At 72.2% G+C, this 15,544-nt stretch carries 20 protein-coding genes; 12 read left to right on the plus strand and 8 right to left on the minus strand.

Features of this window, described 5'->3' with window-relative positions; all coding sequences use genetic code 11:
- The first annotated feature begins 104 nt into the window (after positions 1–104).
- The gene (locus ACQPYE_RS06150; protein WP_498719855.1) at positions 105–875 is read left to right on the plus strand and encodes an MBL fold metallo-hydrolase; all 771 of its coding nucleotides are present in this window, start codon (positions 105–107) and stop codon (positions 873–875) included.
- Between the two features lie 45 nt (positions 876–920).
- Here the strand turns inward: ACQPYE_RS06150 and ACQPYE_RS06155 are convergent, their stop codons facing one another.
- A complete protein-coding gene (locus tag ACQPYE_RS06155; protein WP_498719856.1) occupies positions 921–1,766 on the minus strand; it encodes an SMP-30/gluconolactonase/LRE family protein in 846 nt (281 codons plus the stop codon).
- Positions 1,767–1,914: 148 nt separating this feature from the next.
- Between ACQPYE_RS06155 and ACQPYE_RS06160 the strand changes: the two genes are divergently transcribed.
- The 5 genes from ACQPYE_RS06160 to ACQPYE_RS06180 are packed head-to-tail and all read left to right on the plus strand — an operon-like array spanning position 1,915 to position 5,120.
- Entirely contained in the window at positions 1,915–2,574 is a 660-nt protein-coding gene (locus tag ACQPYE_RS06160; protein WP_498722848.1) for a rhomboid family intramembrane serine protease, read from the plus strand.
- Positions 2,571–3,368 carry a glutamate racemase gene (gene murI / locus ACQPYE_RS06165; RefSeq protein WP_498719857.1) on the plus strand — a complete coding sequence of 266 codons (798 nt, stop codon included), beginning with the start codon at positions 2,571–2,573 and terminating at the stop codon, positions 3,366–3,368. The genes ACQPYE_RS06160 and murI overlap by 4 nt, the downstream gene beginning before the upstream one ends.
- A 37-nt stretch (positions 3,369–3,405) precedes the next feature.
- Entirely contained in the window at positions 3,406–4,218 is an 813-nt protein-coding gene (locus tag ACQPYE_RS06170) for an MBL fold metallo-hydrolase (RefSeq protein ID WP_498719858.1), read from the plus strand.
- Positions 4,208–4,711, plus strand: coding sequence for a hemerythrin domain-containing protein (locus tag ACQPYE_RS06175; protein ID WP_498719859.1), 504 nt, complete (start codon positions 4,208–4,210; stop codon positions 4,709–4,711). The genes ACQPYE_RS06170 and ACQPYE_RS06175 overlap by 11 nt, the downstream gene beginning before the upstream one ends.
- A 10-nt stretch (positions 4,712–4,721) precedes the next feature.
- Positions 4,722–5,120, plus strand: a complete 399-nt coding sequence (locus tag ACQPYE_RS06180) for an OsmC family protein (RefSeq protein ID WP_498719860.1) — start codon at positions 4,722–4,724, stop codon at positions 5,118–5,120.
- A 150-nt stretch (positions 5,121–5,270) separates the two neighbouring features.
- On the opposite strand, the gene ACQPYE_RS06185 is transcribed toward ACQPYE_RS06180, so the two are convergent.
- Positions 5,271–5,789, minus strand: a complete 519-nt coding sequence (locus ACQPYE_RS06185; RefSeq protein ID WP_498719861.1) for a DUF2231 domain-containing protein — start codon at positions 5,787–5,789, stop codon at positions 5,271–5,273.
- A 54-nt stretch (positions 5,790–5,843) separates the two neighbouring features.
- Between ACQPYE_RS06185 and rph the strand changes: the two genes are divergently transcribed.
- Together rph and rdgB are read left to right on the plus strand one after the other, a co-directional pair.
- The gene (rph, locus tag ACQPYE_RS06190) at positions 5,844–6,608 is read left to right on the plus strand and encodes a ribonuclease PH (protein ID WP_498719862.1); all 765 of its coding nucleotides are present in this window, start codon (positions 5,844–5,846) and stop codon (positions 6,606–6,608) included.
- Positions 6,605–7,210 carry an RdgB/HAM1 family non-canonical purine NTP pyrophosphatase gene (gene rdgB / locus ACQPYE_RS06195; RefSeq protein WP_498719864.1) on the plus strand — a complete coding sequence of 202 codons (606 nt, stop codon included), beginning with the start codon at positions 6,605–6,607 and terminating at the stop codon, positions 7,208–7,210. Before rph ends, rdgB begins: the two co-directional genes overlap by 4 nt.
- 63 nt (positions 7,211–7,273) lie before the next feature.
- Here the strand turns inward: rdgB and bcp are convergent, their stop codons facing one another.
- The 3 genes from bcp to ACQPYE_RS06210 form a co-directional block, all read right to left on the minus strand.
- A complete protein-coding gene (gene bcp, locus ACQPYE_RS06200) occupies positions 7,274–7,747 on the minus strand; it encodes a thioredoxin-dependent thiol peroxidase (RefSeq protein ID WP_498719865.1) in 474 nt (157 codons plus the stop codon).
- Between the two features lie 19 nt (positions 7,748–7,766).
- Positions 7,767–8,297: a hypothetical protein gene (locus tag ACQPYE_RS06205; protein ID WP_498719867.1), complete on the minus strand. Its 531-nt coding sequence runs from the start codon at positions 8,295–8,297 to the stop codon at positions 7,767–7,769.
- A gap of 284 nt (positions 8,298–8,581) precedes the next feature.
- Positions 8,582–9,625: an LLM class flavin-dependent oxidoreductase gene (locus tag ACQPYE_RS06210; protein ID WP_498719868.1), complete on the minus strand. Its 1,044-nt coding sequence runs from the start codon at positions 9,623–9,625 to the stop codon at positions 8,582–8,584.
- Between the two features lie 94 nt (positions 9,626–9,719).
- Between ACQPYE_RS06210 and ACQPYE_RS06215 the strand changes: the two genes are divergently transcribed.
- Positions 9,720–10,760, plus strand: a complete 1,041-nt coding sequence (locus ACQPYE_RS06215; RefSeq protein WP_498719869.1) for an FAD-dependent oxidoreductase — start codon at positions 9,720–9,722, stop codon at positions 10,758–10,760.
- Here the strand turns inward: ACQPYE_RS06215 and ACQPYE_RS06220 are convergent.
- Positions 10,726–12,012, minus strand: a complete 1,287-nt coding sequence (locus ACQPYE_RS06220; protein ID WP_498719871.1) for a styrene monooxygenase/indole monooxygenase family protein — start codon at positions 12,010–12,012, stop codon at positions 10,726–10,728. The genes ACQPYE_RS06215 and ACQPYE_RS06220 overlap by 35 nt on opposite strands.
- 169 nt (positions 12,013–12,181) lie before the next feature.
- On the opposite strand from ACQPYE_RS06220, the gene ACQPYE_RS06225 reads away from it, so the two are divergent.
- The gene (locus ACQPYE_RS06225) at positions 12,182–13,198 is read left to right on the plus strand and encodes a sensor histidine kinase (RefSeq protein ID WP_498719872.1); all 1,017 of its coding nucleotides are present in this window, start codon (positions 12,182–12,184) and stop codon (positions 13,196–13,198) included.
- A complete protein-coding gene (locus ACQPYE_RS06230; RefSeq protein WP_498719873.1) occupies positions 13,189–13,827 on the plus strand; it encodes a response regulator transcription factor in 639 nt (212 codons plus the stop codon). The genes ACQPYE_RS06225 and ACQPYE_RS06230 overlap by 10 nt, the downstream gene beginning before the upstream one ends.
- Here the strand turns inward: ACQPYE_RS06230 and ACQPYE_RS06235 are convergent.
- Both ACQPYE_RS06235 and ACQPYE_RS06240 read right to left on the minus strand, forming a co-directional pair.
- Entirely contained in the window at positions 13,812–14,432 is a 621-nt protein-coding gene (locus ACQPYE_RS06235) for a DedA family protein (protein WP_498719875.1), read from the minus strand. The genes ACQPYE_RS06230 and ACQPYE_RS06235 overlap by 16 nt on opposite strands.
- 68 nt (positions 14,433–14,500) lie before the next feature.
- Positions 14,501–14,911, minus strand: coding sequence for an SRPBCC family protein (locus tag ACQPYE_RS06240; RefSeq protein WP_498719877.1), 411 nt, complete (start codon positions 14,909–14,911; stop codon positions 14,501–14,503).
- A gap of 47 nt (positions 14,912–14,958) precedes the next feature.
- On the opposite strand from ACQPYE_RS06240, the gene ACQPYE_RS06245 reads away from it, so the two are divergent.
- Positions 14,959–15,510, plus strand: coding sequence for a TetR/AcrR family transcriptional regulator (locus ACQPYE_RS06245; protein ID WP_498719878.1), 552 nt, complete (start codon positions 14,959–14,961; stop codon positions 15,508–15,510).
- Positions 15,511–15,544: the final 34 nt, after the last annotated feature.

Consider the following 15,544-nt stretch of genomic DNA (forward strand, 5'->3'; position numbering starts at 1 on the left):
CGGTTGATGCATTCGAGTGAACCTGTGTGCCGGTTGAATTGAATGGCCGGCACTGAGGGTGTTCCCGCATTTTTGCCGACCCCCGTCCTGCTATCGTTTCGGCCATGCAATTGACGGTGCTCGGGTGTTCGGGCAGTGCGCCGGGGCCCGATCTGCCGACCTCCGGGTACCTGGTGGAGGCGGGCGGCGTGCGGATCGCGATGGAGCTGGGCAGCGGGGTGTTCGGCCCGCTCACCAGGCTGTGCGACCCGTTCGACCTCGACGCCGTGCTCCTGTCGCACCTGCACCTCGACCACTGCGCCGACTTCGGCTCGCTCACCGTCCACCGGCGCGAGCACCCGGAGCCGCCCTACGACGTCACCGAACGCCGGTTGCCGGTGTTCGCGCCGTCGCACGCCCCGTCCCGCCTGGCCAACGCGCACGCCGCCGACCGGGCCGCGCTGGCGACCACGGACCTGACCGAGGTGTTCGACTTCGTCCCGCTCGCGCCCGGCCGCTACGCCGTCGGCCCGGTGGAGGTCGAAGTCGCCGCGATGCGGCACATCTGCGAGGCCTACGGGTTCCGCATCTCGTACGGGGGCGTGTCGCTGGTGTTCTCCGGCGACACGGTGCCGTGCCCGGAGCTGGTGCGGCTGGCCACCGGCGCCGACCTGCTGCTGGCCGACTCGGCGTGGCGCGAGCAGGCGGGCCGCGCGAACTACCTGCACATGAGCGGGCAGGAGGCGGGCGAGGTGGCCAAGGCCGCCGGCGTCGGCCGCCTGGTGCTGACCCACGTCCTGCCGTGGTCGGACCGCGACGGCGTCCTGAACGACGCCGCCGACGCCTTCCCCGGCCCGGTCACGCTGGCCGCACCCGGCGCCACCTACACCCTCTAGCCGCCCGCGCTCAGCCGCCCCGCGCGCTCGGCCGCCCCGAGAGCCCTAGCCGGCGAACGCGGTCGACGGCAGGCCTTCGCCGATGCCCGGCAGCACCAGGACCGACCCGGCCAGCTCGCTCAACGCGTCCCCGTTCAACCCGACGCGCGCGGTCGTCACGTACAGGTCGGTGAAGTCCGCGCCGCCGAAGGCGCACGCCGTCGGCTGGCCCACCGGCAGCTCGACCTCCCGGTCCAGCACGCCGTCCGGCGTGTACCGGTGCAACGCCGCGCCGCCCCACAACGCGACCCAGATCGCGCCGGACGCGTCCACGGTCAGGCCGTCGGGCAGCCCGCGCGGCACCTCGGCCAGCGGCCGGCGGTCCGTCGCCTCGCCGGTCTCGTGGTCGTAGTCGAGGACGTCGATCCGCCGTTCCGCCGAGTCGACGTAGTACATGAGCGTGCCGTCCGGGCTCCAGCCGATGCCGTTGCTGACGCCCACCTCGCCCAGCACGACCTTCGCGTCGCCGCTGGGCTCCACGCGGGCCAGCCAGCCGCCCGGCTCCTCGTCGTACCGCATCGTGCCCGCCCACAGCCGGCCCGACGGGTCGACCGCGGCGTCGTTGCCCCGCACGCCGTCGCGCGCCCAGTAGACGAGCCACGTCTTGACGCCGTCCCGGTCGATCAACGCCACGCCGTCGCGGAGGTTCAGCACCAGTCCGCCGCGGGTCCGGGGCTTCGCCGCGCCGACGTGCTGCGGCACTTCGAGGACGGCGTCGTCGTCACGCGACGGGCTGTACCGGTGCACCTCGCTGCGGAGGATGTCCACCCAGAGCAGCGTTCCGCTGGCGTGGTCCCACGTGGGGCCCTCACCCAGTTCCGCTTCGGCCCGCACCGCCACTTCGATCGACACCGGGACAGCCTACGGTCACGCCCCGGTCCCGCACGGGTGAAGACGGAGAAGTCGCGGCTGAGCCGAAGCCACCCGTTGTGGCGGTCTCCGCGCGTAGCCTGGTGAGGTGGATCCCACCGGCCCGTACACACCGCCGACGCCCGACCCGGTGGTCGCCGCGCCCAAGCCCGTCGCACCGGCCAAGCCCGTCAAGCAGGCCAAGCCGCCCAAGCCGCTGTCCAAGCGCGTCGTGCCGCCGAGGCCCGTGCTGTCGGCCGTGGTCGTGCTCGGCTTCGTCGGCCTGCTCTACGTCGTCGAGGCGATCGACACCGTGCTCGGCGGCCGGCTCGACGACGACGGCGTGATCCCGCGTGACTTCAGCCAGTGGGACAACCTCCTGTGGTACCCGCTGCTGCACGGCGACTGGACCCACCTGACCGGCAACGCGGTGCCGCTGCTCGTGCTGGGCTACCTGGCCACCTCCGCCGGGATCAAGCAGTTCTTCCAGGTCACCGCCGTCATCTGGCTGGTCAGCGGACTCGGCGTGTGGCTCTTCGGCTCCTACGGCAGCCACATCGGCGCGTCCGGCCTGGTCTTCGGCTTCCTGGTGTTCCTGCTGGTGCGCGGCATCTTCGCGCGCAGCGCGGTGCAGATCGTGCTGGCCGTGGTCGTCTTCGCGATCTACGGCGCGGCGTTGTGGGGCGTGCTGCCGGGACAGCCGGGCATCTCCTGGGAAGGCCACCTGTTCGGCGCGCTCGGCGGCGTCCTCGCGGCCTGGGGCGTCGCCCGGGATGCCCGGAAGGGCGCGCGGACTACGCTCGACGCGTGAGCGCCACCGCCGATTCGCCCATCGCGATCTTCGACTCCGGCGTCGGCGGGCTGACCGTCGCACGGGCGATCATGGACCAGCTGCCCGCCGAGCGGATCCGCTACGTGGGCGACACGGTCAACTGCCCCTACGGTCCGCTGCCGATCGCGCAGGCGCGCGAGTACGCCCTGAAAGTGATGGACCGGCAGGTCGCCGACGGGGCGAAGCTGCTGGTCATCGCCTGCAACACGGCGTCCGCCGCCTGCCTGCGCGACGCGCGCGAGCGCTACGACATCCCGGTGATCGAGGTCGTGCTGCCCGCCGTGCGCCGGGCCGTCGCCACCACCCGCACGGGTCGGGTCGGCGTCATCGGCACGACGGGCACGGTCGCGTCCGGCGCGTACCAGGACGCGTTCGCCGCGGCACGGGACATCGAGGTCACGGCCGTCGCGTGCCCCAGGTTCGTGGACTTCGTGGAACGCGGCACCACCTCCGGCCGCCAGGTGCTCGGCATGGCGCAGTCCTACCTGGAACCGTTGCAGCGGGCGGAGGTCGACACGCTCGTCCTCGGCTGCACCCACTACCCGCTGCTCACCGGCGTGCTCCAGATCGTGATGGGCGACGGCGTGACGCTCGTCTCCAGCGCCGAGGAAACGGTGAAGGACGTCGTGCGGGTGCTCACGGAGCGCGACTTGTTCCGCTCCGGCGACCCCGACCAGCGGTTCAGCTGCACCGGTCCGGTGGAGCCGTTCGCCAGGCTGGCCCGCCGATTCCTGCCCGGCTTGGAAAAGGCGACGTTCCAAGCCCACGGTTGACCTTCCAAGCCCACCGCCGACCTGGCACGCTCCACGGGTGCTGTTGACCATCCTCGGCTGCTCGGGCAGCCTGCCGGGCCCGCACGGGCCCGCATCCGGCTACCTCGTCGAGGCGGATGGCTGCCGACTCGCGATCGAACTGGGCAGCGGTGTCCTGGCGTCGCTGCAGGCGCGTCACGACGTGTTCTCGCTGGACGCCCTGCTGTTCTCCCACCTGCACCCGGACCACTGCGCCGACTTCACCACCCTCGCGGTCATCCGCAGGTACCACACCCACCCGCCGCACGACACGCGCGAGCACCGGCTGCCCGTGCACGGTCCGGCCGAGACCGCCGACCGGTTCGCCCGCGCGTACGCGGAGACGGCCGACGAACTGCTCACCACCGACCTGGGCGACGTGTTCGAGTTCCGCGCGTTCACCGACGGCGCGGTGACCCGCGTCGGGCCGTTCGAGATCACCGCCTTCCGGGTGGACCACCCGACCGAGACGTACGGGTTCCGCATCGCCACCAAGACGGCGACGTTGGCCTACACCGGCGACACCGGGCCGTGCGAGGCGTTGGGCGGCTTGGCGCGCGACGTGGACGTGCTGCTGTCCGAGGCGACGTGGACGCACTCCGACGACCGGCCGCCCGGCACGCACCTGTCGGGCGTGCAGGCCGGGGAGGTGGCGGCGCGGGCCGGCGCCGGGCGGCTGCTGCTCACGCACATCGCGCCGTGGACCGATCGGGACGCCGTGCTGGCCGAGGCGCGCAGCCGCTTCACCGGGCAGGTCGACGTGGTCAACCAGGGCGACACCTACGTGGTTGACCGGTCGGAGGCGCGGGTAATCGGCGGCCATGGCTACTGATGTCGTCGAGCTGATCCTGGCCGACCACCGCAAGTTCGAGGAGCTGTTCCGCGCGCTGCGCGACCGGAACACCGACCGTTCGACGGTTCTGAGCGAGTTGGCGGCGCTGCTCGTGGCGCACGCCGAGGCCGAGGAGTCCGAGGTGTACCCGGCGCTGAAGCGGTACAAGGAGGTCGACAACGACGAGGTCGACCACGGCGCGGAGGAGCATGCCGAAGGGCATCAGGCGTTGTTGGCGTTGATGGAGGTCGAGGACACGAGCTCCGACGAGTGGGAGAGCAAGCTGGAGGAGCTGGTCCAGGCGCTCAACCACCACGTGGACGAGGAGGAGCGGACGATCCTCAACGACGCGCGGCAGGAGGTGTCCGACGAGCGGCGCGACCAGCTGGGCCTGCTGTTCACGGAGATCCGGAAGAGCCGGTTGGACGACGACTGCGGTGACATCGACTACGTGCGCAAGATCGCGGCAGCCACGGAGGACCGGATCGACTAACGTCGGTGGCGTGTCGAACGTCGAGGTGCGTCGGGTCGGTCAGCACGACTTCGTGGCCACCAACGACCGGGGCGCGTCCGTGCGCGTCGGTCGCAAGGGGGCCGAGGGCGCGTTCACGCCGGTGGAGCTGCTGCTCGCGGCGGCGGCGGGCTGTGCGGCGGTGACCGCGGAGACGCTGGTCACCCGCCGCGTGGACGGCGACTTCGTGGCCCGTGCGGACGACGTGCGTTCGCCGGACGGCCACTCGCTGACCAGCGTCCCGGTCGCCCTGGACTACGACGTCTCCCACCTGGACGCCGCCCAGCGCGCCGCCCTGGAGACCGCCGTCCTCCGCGCGATCGACCAGCTGTGCACCGTCACCCGCACCCTGAAGTCCACCCCGTCGACCCCTCTCACCCTCCCCACCTGACCCGCGAGAGTCCTACGTCCACACCGCGAGAGTCCTACGTCCAAGGCACCTGAATTCGCCGTTCGGCAGACCGGGCGGTCGGTTCGAGCGTTGAACTCGGGGTGCGTGAACGTAGGACTCTCGAGCTGTGGGCGTAGGACTCTCGCGGGGTCAGAGGGTTTGGACGAAGTCGTAGACGGCGGTCGAGCCGCTGTGGCCGATGCGGACGGTCTGGACGGTGGCGGCGGCGCCGGCGGCGACGACCAGGACGGCGACCACCACGGCGATCCGGCGCCACGTCCTCGGCACGGCCGAGTCCTCGACGGCGGCGGCGCGCTCGCGGTCGGCCAGCCGGCCCGAGACGAGCAGGGCCACGACCACCACCCCGAAGCCCAGCGCGAACGGCAGCAGGTCGTTGCCCAGGTCGGCGTGCCGCTGGATCAGCGGGTTGCCCAGCGCGGCCATCTTCGCGTGCAGCTGCTCGCCCGCCCACTGCGCCAACGGCACCGAGCCGACGGCCAGCAGCGTCACGCCCAGCAGGGGCCACGCGTACCGCTGCCGCCACCGGGGCACGACGGCCAGCGCGGCGGCGCCCACTGCGGCCAGCGGGAGCAGCACCACCACCGCGTGGACCAGCAGCGGGTGCGCGGGGAGATCGAAGATCGTCACCAAGTCGTCTGCGCGTGCCATGTGTCTCCCTACGCCGGTGGGTCGCCCCCGGGTTCAGCGACATAGGGTAGTGCCGTGCTGAGGACCGATGGCAGGAACGACGACGTACTGCGCGACATCCGGATCACCCGCGGCTTCCAGCAGTGGCCCGCCGGGTCGGTGCTGATCGAGTTCGGCAACACGCGGGTGTTGTGCGCGGCCAGCGTGACCGAGGGCGTGCCGCGGTGGCGGTCCGGCTCGGGTCTCGGCTGGGTGACCGCCGAGTACGCGATGCTGCCCTCCGCCACGCACACCCGCAGCGACCGCGAGTCGGTGAAGGGCCGGATCGGGGGACGCACCCACGAGATCAGCCGCCTGATCGGGCGATCTTTGCGGGCGTGCATCGACCTGGCCGCGCTCGGCGAGAACACGATCGTGATCGACTGCGACGTGATCCAGGCCGACGGCGGCACCCGGACCGCCGCCATCACCGGCGCGTACGTGGCCCTGGCCGACGCCGTCACCTACCTGGGCGCCGCCGGCCGCCTGGCCGACCCCCAGCCGCTGTCGTGCGCCGTGTCGGCGGTGTCGGTCGGTGTCGTGGACGGCCGCGTGCGCCTCGACCTGCCGTACGAGGAGGACTCGCGCGCCGAGGTCGACATGAACGTCGTCGCCACGGACGCCGGCACGTTGATCGAGGTGCAGGGCACCGGCGAGGGCGCGACGTTCGCCCGGTCGACGTTGGACAAGATGCTCGACCTGGCCCTGGCCGGCTGCGCCGAGCTCAACCGCGTCCAGGCCGAGGCGCTGGCCCTGCCCTACCCCGGCGTCCTGCCCGAGCCGAAGGCGAAGAAGAAGTGAAGCTGCTCCTGGCCTCGCGGAACAAGAAGAAGCTCGGCGAGCTGCGCCGGATCCTGCTGGCCGAGGGGCTGGCGGGGATCGAGGTCGTCGGGCTGGACGACGTGCCGGAGTTCCCGGAGGCCCCGGAGACCGACCCGACCTTCGAGGGCAACGCCCTGGCCAAGGCCCGTGACGCGTTCAACGCCACCGGCCTGCCGTCCGTCGCCGACGACTCCGGCATCGCCATCGACGCGCTCAACGGCATGCCGGGCGTCCTGTCGGCACGCTGGTCCGGCCGGCACGGCGACGACCAGGCCAACCTGGACCTGGTCCTCGGCCAACTCCGCGACGTCCCGGACGACCGGCGCGGTGCCGCCTTCGTCTGCACGGCCGCCTTCGTCGCCGGCCCTGACTCGGAGACCGTCGTGCGCGGCGAGTGGCGCGGCACCATCACCCGCGAGCCGGCCGGCGAGAACGGCTTCGGCTACGACCCGATCTTCCGCCCGGAAGGCCACGACCTCACCTCCGCCGAACTGACCCCGGCCCAAAAGGACGAGATCTCCCACCGGGGCCGCGCCCTGCGCCTGCTCCTGCCCCACCTGCGCGGGCCGGCTCAGCAGTAGCTGATCGTCACGCCGGGCCGCTACCTCGAACGGGTGGCGGCCCGGCGTCCGGTCGACGGGTGATCAGGCGGGCAGTTCGCGCAGCAGCTTGGCCACGTGGCCGGTCGCGCGGACGTTGTACATGGCCTTCTCGACCTTGCCCTCGGGGCCGACCAGGAACGTCGAGCGGATCACGCCCATGACGGTCCTGCCGTAGTTCTGCTTCTCCCCGAACGCGGCCCACTCGGTCAGCACCTTGCGGTCCACGTCGGACAGCAGCGGGAAGTTCAGGCCCTCCTCGGCGACGAACTTGGCCAGCTTCTCCGGCTTGTCCGGCGAGATGCCCACGACCTCGTAGCCGGACGACGCGAGGTCGCCGATGCTGTCGCGGAAGTCGCACGCCTGCTTCGTGCACCCGGGCGTGCCCGCGGCCGGGTAGAAGTAGACGACCACGGAGCGGCCGGCGTAGTCGGAAAGCGAGACGGGCTTGCCCTCGCTGTCGGGCAGCGTGAACGCCGGGGCCTGGTCGCCCGGTGCCAGGCGCTTCTGCTCGGTCATGGCCCCAGACGCTACAAGGTCAGGCGACACCCTCGAACGTCGCGCTCGGGTCCTGGTTGACGCCGTTCGGCTCGACCACGAGCCGCAACCGCACCGGGTCGGCGGGCACGGCGAACGCCATCGTCAGCACGGTCTCCGCGCCGGGCGCCACCTCGCTGACCGCGGCGCCGACGCCGTTGAGCCCCTGCACGGAGTCGCGCACCTCGGCCACCGGCTGCCCGTCGACCGACGCGCGCACGGACAGCTGGCTGGTGCGGTAGGCGGTCTTGGTGCCGTTGACCACGGTCATCGTGAACACGGCGGTGCGCGGCGACTGCGGGAACGACGTGTCGCTCGGTCTGAGGGACGTGGGCGCGGACACGGTGACCGCCATGCCGTTGGTCCACACGCGCTGCGTGCCGAACGCCGTGGACGAGGCGGACGACGGCTCTTCGCCGCGTTGCTCGGCCACCGCGGACGGACCGGGGGGCGCGGAAATGTCGGAGGGGTCCGCACATCCCGCCAGGCCCAGGCCCAGGCAGACGCCCACGGCCAGTTTGGCGAACTTCACGAACCTCCCCTTCCCGCCCCGGCGGTGGGCTGGACTGCGACTGCCACCACCATGACGGTGTCGGGGGGTGCTCGGTGACCGAACAGGGGCCTTGATTCGCACCTGGTGCATGCCTGTGGCCAAGCCGTGATGACGCACGGCTGCCCGCGTGGGCGGCGCCACACCTGGCGGCGACCACGCGGGTCGGCGGCGGCCGGGCGATCGGGCCCGTGGCCCGGAAGTTGGGGAGCGCGTCGGGGGGCGTGCGCGCTCCACTACGATCATCGCGCGCGGTGGCCGAACCGCTACACCTCTACTTCGGTCTTCACCCGTTCGGACGAACCCTGAACGGTCGAACGTCCCGCCAGTTCCGCCAGTAGTTCGTAAGACCTCAGCCTGGACGACTGCTCGGCGACCATCGTCGTCACCATCAGCTCATCCGCCCGGGTGTCCTCCAGCAGCCGTTCGAGTTCCGCCTCGACCGTCTTCGGCGAGCCGATGATCTGGGACGCGATCCGGTCCTCGTAGATCAGCCGCTCCACGTCGGTGTACGGGTAGTCGGCGGCCTCCTGGTCGGTGGCCAGCGGACCGGGCCGCCCGCTGCGCAGCTTGACCCACGCGAGCGCGCCGGGACCGGCGAGCCGGCGGGCCTGCTCGTCGGTGTCGGCCAGCACCACCGAGGCGCAGACCAGCGCGTACGGCTTCGCCAGCCGCTCGGAGGGCCGGAACCGCTCGCGGTAGAGGGCCAGCGCGGGCAGCGTGTTCTCCGCGCTGAAGTGGTGCGCGAACGCGAACGGCAGCCCGAGCAAGCCCGCGACCTGCGCGCTGTACCCGCTCGACCCGAGCAGGAACACGTCCGGCTTGTTGCCCTCGGCGGGCATCGCGTTGAGCTCCTCGGTGCCGTCGAAGTAGCCGGTCAGCTCGCTGAGCTGCTGCGGGAAGTCGTCCACCGACAGCGGGCCGGTGGTGCGGCGCAACGCCTGCGCGGTGCGCTGGTCGGTGCCGGGCGCGCGGCCGATGCCGAGGTCGATGCGGCCGGGGTGCAGGGCGGACAGCGTGCCGAACTGCTCGGCCACGACCAGCGGCGGGTGGTTGGGCAGCATCACGCCGCCGGAGCCGACCCGCAGCGTGGTGGTGGCGTCGGCGACGTGGCCGATGAGGATCGCGGGGGAGGAGCTGGCGATGCCGGGCATGTTGTGGTGCTCGGCCAGCCAGAACCGGGTGAAGCCGAACCGCTCGACGTGCTGGGCGAGCTCCCGCGTGTGCTTGAGCGCCGTGCGCGCGTCCGTCGCCGTCGTCACCGTGGCGAGGTCGAGCGCGGACAGGGGCACGTCACGAAGTCGGCTCATGACATCGACCAACGCCGGCGGCCTCGAATGCCTTCCTGGTGTGACGGTAACGACACCGGGAAGTGACCGGCCCGCCGCCGGCGTTGACCACGACATGGACGTCGTGGTCATCGGTGCAGGTCAGGCGGGGTTGTCCGCGGCCTACTTCCTCAAGCGCGCGAACCTCGACCACGTCGTGCTGGACGCGGACGCCGGTCCGGGCGGCGCGTGGCGGCACCGCTGGCCGACCCTGCGGATGGCGACCGTGCACGGCATCCACGACCTGCCGGGCATGCCGTTCGCCGAGCCGGACCCGACCGCGCCCGCCAACGAGGTGCTGCCCGCCTACTTCGCCGACTTCGAACGCCGCAACGGCATCGAGGTGCGGCGGCCGGTGCGCGTGCACGCCGTCCGCGACCACGACGGCCTGCTGCGCGTCGAGACCGACCGCGGCGTCTGGGAGGCCGAGGCGCTGGTCAACGCCACCGGCACGTGGAGCCGCCCGTTCTGGCCCCGCTACCCCGGCCAGGAGCTGTTCGGGGGCCGTCAGCTGCACTCCTCGCAGTACCGGGGGCCGGCGGAGTTCGCCGGGCAGCACGTGGTCGTGGTCGGCGGCGGCACGTCCGCCGTGCAGCAGCTGCTGGAGATCGACCGGCACGCCGCCCGCACCACCTGGGCGACGCGGCGTGAGCCGGAGTTCTTCGACGAGCCGTTCACGCCGGAGCTCGGCCGGAGCGTGGTCGCCGAGGTGGAGGACCGCGTCCGCCGGGGCCTGCCGCCCCGCAGCGTGGTCAGCGTGACCGGCCTGAACCTCACCCCCGCCGTCCGCGAAGCCCTCGACACCGGCGTGCTGGCCCGGCGACCCGTGTTCGACCGGATCACCGAGGACGGCGTGGTCTGGCCGGACGGCGCGCACGAGCGGGTCGACGCGATCCTGTGGGCGACCGGTTTCCGCGCCGCCCTCGACCACCTCGCCCCGCTGCGCCTGCGCGGACCCGGCGGCGGCATCCGGCTCGACGGCACGAGGGTCGTCGCGGACCCGCGCGTGCACCTCGTCGGCTACGGCCCGTCGGCCAGCACGGTCGGCGCGACCCGGGCGGGGCGCGCGGCGGCGCGGGAGGTCAAGGCGTCGCTGTCCCGCCGACAGGTCGCCTGAACAGCCTCGACACCTTCTGGCCCAGCACGTTGGCCCCGACGCCCAGCTTGTACCGCAGCACGTCCAACCGGCCCACGTCGCGCCGCGCCAGGAACTCCCGGGTGGCCGCCGCGTCGAAGAACCAGGGGAACAGCGACGCCGGGTCGTTGAACCCCTCCCACAGCTGCTCGCCGATGTCCTCCCGGCGTGACGCGGCGAGCATCACGGTCTTCTGCTCGTCGTTGAGCGGCGCGAGCAGCCCGTTGGAGAAGTCGCTGGTGTAGCGGCCCCGCTCCCACCACTCGTCGAACCTGTCGGTCAGCCACGACGCGGTGAACGGGCCGTCGTGCGCGGTCAGCTCCTCGGCGAAGAACCGGGCCATCCGGGTGGCGTTGTTCGCGCCCTGGCCGGCCAGCGGGTCGTTGAGCACGACGGCGTCGCCGAGGCCGAGCACGTGCCGCCCGGACGGCAGCACGGCCACCGGCTCGCGCACCACCGGCACGACCCGGCCCTTGATCCAGGTCACCGGGCTGGTCGCGCGCGCGGGCCGCAGGAACGCCGACTCGTGCGGGAACAGGTCGTCCACCACGGTCTTGAGCACGGCCAGGCCCTCGTCGGCCGAGGTCACGTCGCCGAACAGGTCCGCGCGGCCACCCGGAGCCGCCTCGACCACGACGCTGCGCGACTCGCCGACGTCCTTGTCGTAGAACGGGATCCAGAAGACCTCCAGCGTGCCCGGCAGGAACGAGAACACGCCTTCCCGGTGCTCGGGCCGGGCCGCCAGGTCGTAGCCGTGGATGTTGACCATGAACAGGCTGCGCTGCGCCTCCGAGTGCACCGACCGGGCCGGGTCGCGCTCGAACAGGCCGGTCAGCGACTTGTGCCCGGCCGTGACGACCACCAGGTCGTGCGCCGCGGCCAGCCGGTCCAGGTCCCCGACGTCGACCGTGCCGATCACCACCGTCGCACCGCGCGACTCCAGCTCCTTGAGGCCGGTGGAGAACTTCAACCGCTGGTCGACGGCCAGCGCGGGCTTGCGCAACGGCGCGTCGACCGAGAACGCGAGCGAGCGGTCCTCCGTGAACAGGTCCAGGTGGATGCGGCGCATCCGGGACGCCTCGGGCCAGAAGTCCAGGCCCAGCTCGGCCTCGTACTCGACCTGGTCGCCGAACAGGCAGGCGGTCGGCCGGCCGCGGTCGCAGAGGTGGTCCTCCACCGTCCGATCGGAGTAGAGCGCGACCCGCCAACCGGCGCGCAAGAGCGCCGCAGACAACACCAAACCCGCTTGACCTGCACCGATGACCGCGATTGTGCGCACGCTACAGATCCTCGGCAGGGGATGTGCGATCACCAATAGCACATTCGGGTCGACTAGCCTCGATCAGGTGCACAGGGGGTTGCGCGCTGTTGCCGGACTGTTGCTCGGCTTCGGATCGGCGCTGGTGGATCTGCTCGTCGTGGCGTTCGTCCGGAAGGGGGCCGTCGCGGTCGCCGGGCTGGAGCGGCGGCGGCTGCGGTCCTTCCTCGGGATCGACAGCGCCGAGCCGACGCGGGAGCAGGCGGTGCGCTACCTGGCCGTGCGCGCGCCGGTCGGCCTGTTCGGCGGGTTCGTGCTGGCCTGGCTGTTCTACGGCTTGGCGATGGGCGTGATCGTGCTGTACCGGCTGGTCGCGGGCGGTCCGGAGAGCGGCTTGGACCGCTCCGACGACTGGACGGCGTTCCTGTGGACGGGACTGATCGGCGTGGTCCTGCTCTACATCGAGGTGCAGGGCATCATCGGCGTGGTCGCGCTGGAGGGGAAGGTCGCCCGCCGCTGGCTCGGCCCGAGCGAGGCCGAGCTGCTGCGCCTGCGCATCGACGAGCTGGCCGAGAGCCGGGCGGGCATCGTGGCGGCCGTCGACGCCGAGCGCAGGCGCATCGAGCGCGACCTGCACGACGGCGTGCAGCAGCGGCTGGTCGCGCTGGGCATGCTGCTCGGCCGCGCCCGCCGCAACCCCGAGCGCACCGACGAGCTGCTGGCGCAGGCGCACGAGGAGTCCCGGCACGTCCTGGAGGACCTGCGGGAGGTGGCCTGGCGGGTCTACCCGGCGGCGCTGGACTCGTTGGGCCTGGTCGACGCGCTGGAGGCGGTGGCGGACCGGTCCGCGATCCCGGTGCGGATCCGGTGCGCGCCCCTGGTCGCGGCGCCGCGGGTGGAGACCGCGGTCTACTTCGTGGTCTGCGAGGCGGTGACGAACGCGGCCAAGCACTCGGGTGCGACCATGATCGGCGTGGACATCACCGAGGAGGCGGGCACGGTGCGCGTGCGGGTCGCGGACGACGGCGTCGGGGGAGCGGACCCGGCCGGCGGCGGGCTGGCCGGCCTGTCCCGGCGGGTGCTCGCGCTGGACGGCGCGTTCGACGTGACCAGCCCGGCCGGCGGTCCCACGGTGATCACCGCGGACGTGCCGTGCGGGTGATCCTGGCCGAGGACTCGACGTTGCTGCGCGAGGGCCTGGTGCGGCTGCTGGTCGAGGAGGGGCACGACGTGCTCGCCGCCGTCGGCGACGCGGAAGCGCTGATCAGCGCGGTGGCGGCGCACCTGCCGGACGTCGTGGTGACCGACGTGCGGATGCCGCCGACGAACTCCGACGAGGGACTGAAGGCCGCGTTGGAGATCCGCAGGCGGTTCCCCGGCGTCGGCGTGCTGGTGCTGTCGCAGTACGTCGAGCAGCGCTACGCCGTCGACCTGCTCACCGAGCACGCCGACGGCGTGGGCTACCTGCTCAAGGACCGGGTGGTCCAGGTGGAGGAGTTCCTGGACGCGCTGCGCCGGGTCGGCGCGGGCGACGTGGCGTTCGACCCGGAGGTGGTGCGGCGGCTGCTGGCCCGCACGACCCACCCGCTGGGCGTGCTGACCGAGCGGGAGCGCCAGGTGCTGGCGCACATGGCCGAGGGGCACACGAACAACGCCATCGCGGCCCGGCTGCACGTGTCGCGCAGCGCGGTGGAGAAGCACATCAACTCGATCTTCGACAAGCTCGGCCTGTCCGACGTGGACGGCTACAGCAGGCGGGTGCTGGCGATCCTGCGCTACTTGCGGGTCTGAGCCTTCTTCTTGTTCCTGCTCACGCGCGACACCACGAACCAGCCCACGGCGACCACCACCAAGCCGATCACCACCTTCGACACGACGCCCGTGTACTGGTCGACGAGGTGGTAGTTCGCGCCCAGCGCGTACCCGGCGAGGATGAGCGCGGAGTTCCAGATCAGGCTGCCGGCCGCGGTCAGCAGCAGGAAACCGGGCAGCGGCATCCGCTCCACGCCCGCCGGGATGGAGATGAGGCTGCGGAAGATCGGGACCATCCGGCCGAAGAACACCGTCGCCTTGCCGTGCCGGGCGAACCACTCCTCGGTCCGGTCCACATCGGACACGTCGACCAGCGGCAGCCGGCGCGCGATGGCCCTGATCCGGTCACGGCCCAGCAGCGCGCCGAGGTAGTACAGCGCGAGCGCGCCGACGACCGACCCGGCGGTGGTCCACAGGATCGCGGCGACCAGGCTCATCCTGCCCTGGCTCGCGGTGAAGCCCGCCAACGGCAGGAACAGCTCGCTCGGCAGGGGTGGGAAGAGGTTCTCCAGCGCGATCGCGATCCCGGCGCCGGGCGCGCCGAGCGTTTCCATCAGGTCGGTGACCCACGAGACGACATCCATGATCCCAAGTTACGAACGCGCCGCGGCCGTCGCCATGGTGCCGACCGCACACCGGGGTGTGGAAAACCTCAGTTCCCGGTGGCGGCGTGCGCGGCAAGCCCTCTGGCGTACCGCGAGATCACGGCTCGGAGCACCAAGCGGTAGAGCCACCCCGTCCCGCGCTTCTCCGGTTCGAACGACGAGTGCCAGCGGATCGCCGTCCCGTCGCCGTCCGGCACGAGGTCGATGAACGCCTGGTAGTCGCGAAGGGAGAGACCGGACAACAGGACGTAGCCCACCCGCCGGTTCGGCGTCAGTTCGACGACCTCCTCCCTCGTGAGCGCCTTGCGGCCTTTGTTCTCGAATACCCGGATTTCGCCGACGCCACTCGCGTCGCCGGCGCGTTCCCGTTCGTACCGCACCACGGGCGACCACTCGGGCCACGTCGAGCTGTCCGCGGCCAGTCGGTAGACCCGTTCCGGCGGAGCTTCGCTGCGCACCCGGACGTCCACTCTTTGTACCATGCGGTACATGTACCATTTGGTACATGCCGGAACAAGGGGCCGCCCGCGAACGCCTGCTCACCGCCGTCGTCGACCACCTGGCCGAGCGGGGCCTGGGCGACCTGAGCCTGCGTCGGCTGGCCGAGGCGGTGGGCACGAGCCACCGGATGCTCATCTACCACTTCGGCTCGATGGAGGGCCTGCTGGTCGAGGTCGTGCGGCTGGTCGAGGCCCGTCAGCGCGCCGTCCTGGCCTCCCTGCCGACCGACGACCCGGCCGAGGCCGCCCGCGCGTTCTGGCGCACGCTCACCGACCCCGCCCTGCGCGCCCACGAACGCCTGTTCTTCGAGCTCTACGCCCAAGCCGCCCAGGGCCGTCCCGGCACCACCCCGCTGCTGGACGGCATCGTCACCGACTGGCTGGAACCGGTGGCCGCCGTCCAGCGCTCGCTCGGCCACCCGCCGGCCGTCGCCACCGCCCGCGCCCGCCTGGGCCTGGCCGTCGCCCGGGGCCTCCTCCTGGACCTGATCGCCACCGACGACCTGCCCGCCGTCAACGCCGCCATGGACCACTTCATCACCCTGACCACCACCTGACCCCCGCGCGAGTCCTACGTTCAGAACGCGAGAG

Origin of the sequence: Actinosynnema sp. CA-299493 (assembly GCF_050946825.1) — a bacterium.
In the GTDB taxonomy this organism is placed as follows: domain Bacteria; phylum Actinomycetota; class Actinomycetes; order Mycobacteriales; family Pseudonocardiaceae; genus Actinosynnema.

What these genes read in the sequence shown, in the direction of transcription:
- ACQPYE_RS06150 (WP_498719855.1), top strand. Translation starts at nt 105, where the DNA reads ATGCAATTGACGGTGCTCGGGTGTTCGGGCAGTGCGCCGGGGCCCGAT.
- ACQPYE_RS06175 (WP_498719859.1), top strand. Translation starts at nt 4,208, where the DNA reads ATGGCTACTGATGTCGTCGAGCTGATCCTGGCCGACCACCGCAAGTTC.
- ACQPYE_RS06185 (WP_498719861.1), bottom strand. Translation starts at nt 5,789, where the DNA reads ATGGCACGCGCAGACGACTTGGTGACGATCTTCGATCTCCCCGCGCAC.
- bcp (WP_498719865.1), bottom strand. Translation starts at nt 7,747, where the DNA reads ATGACCGAGCAGAAGCGCCTGGCACCGGGCGACCAGGCCCCGGCGTTC.
- ACQPYE_RS06210 (WP_498719868.1), bottom strand. Translation starts at nt 9,625, where the DNA reads ATGAGCCGACTTCGTGACGTGCCCCTGTCCGCGCTCGACCTCGCCACG.
- ACQPYE_RS06215 (WP_498719869.1), top strand. Translation starts at nt 9,720, where the DNA reads ATGGACGTCGTGGTCATCGGTGCAGGTCAGGCGGGGTTGTCCGCGGCC.
- ACQPYE_RS06235 (WP_498719875.1), bottom strand. Translation starts at nt 14,432, where the DNA reads ATGGATGTCGTCTCGTGGGTCACCGACCTGATGGAAACGCTCGGCGCG.
- ACQPYE_RS06245 (WP_498719878.1), top strand. Translation starts at nt 14,959, where the DNA reads ATGCCGGAACAAGGGGCCGCCCGCGAACGCCTGCTCACCGCCGTCGTC.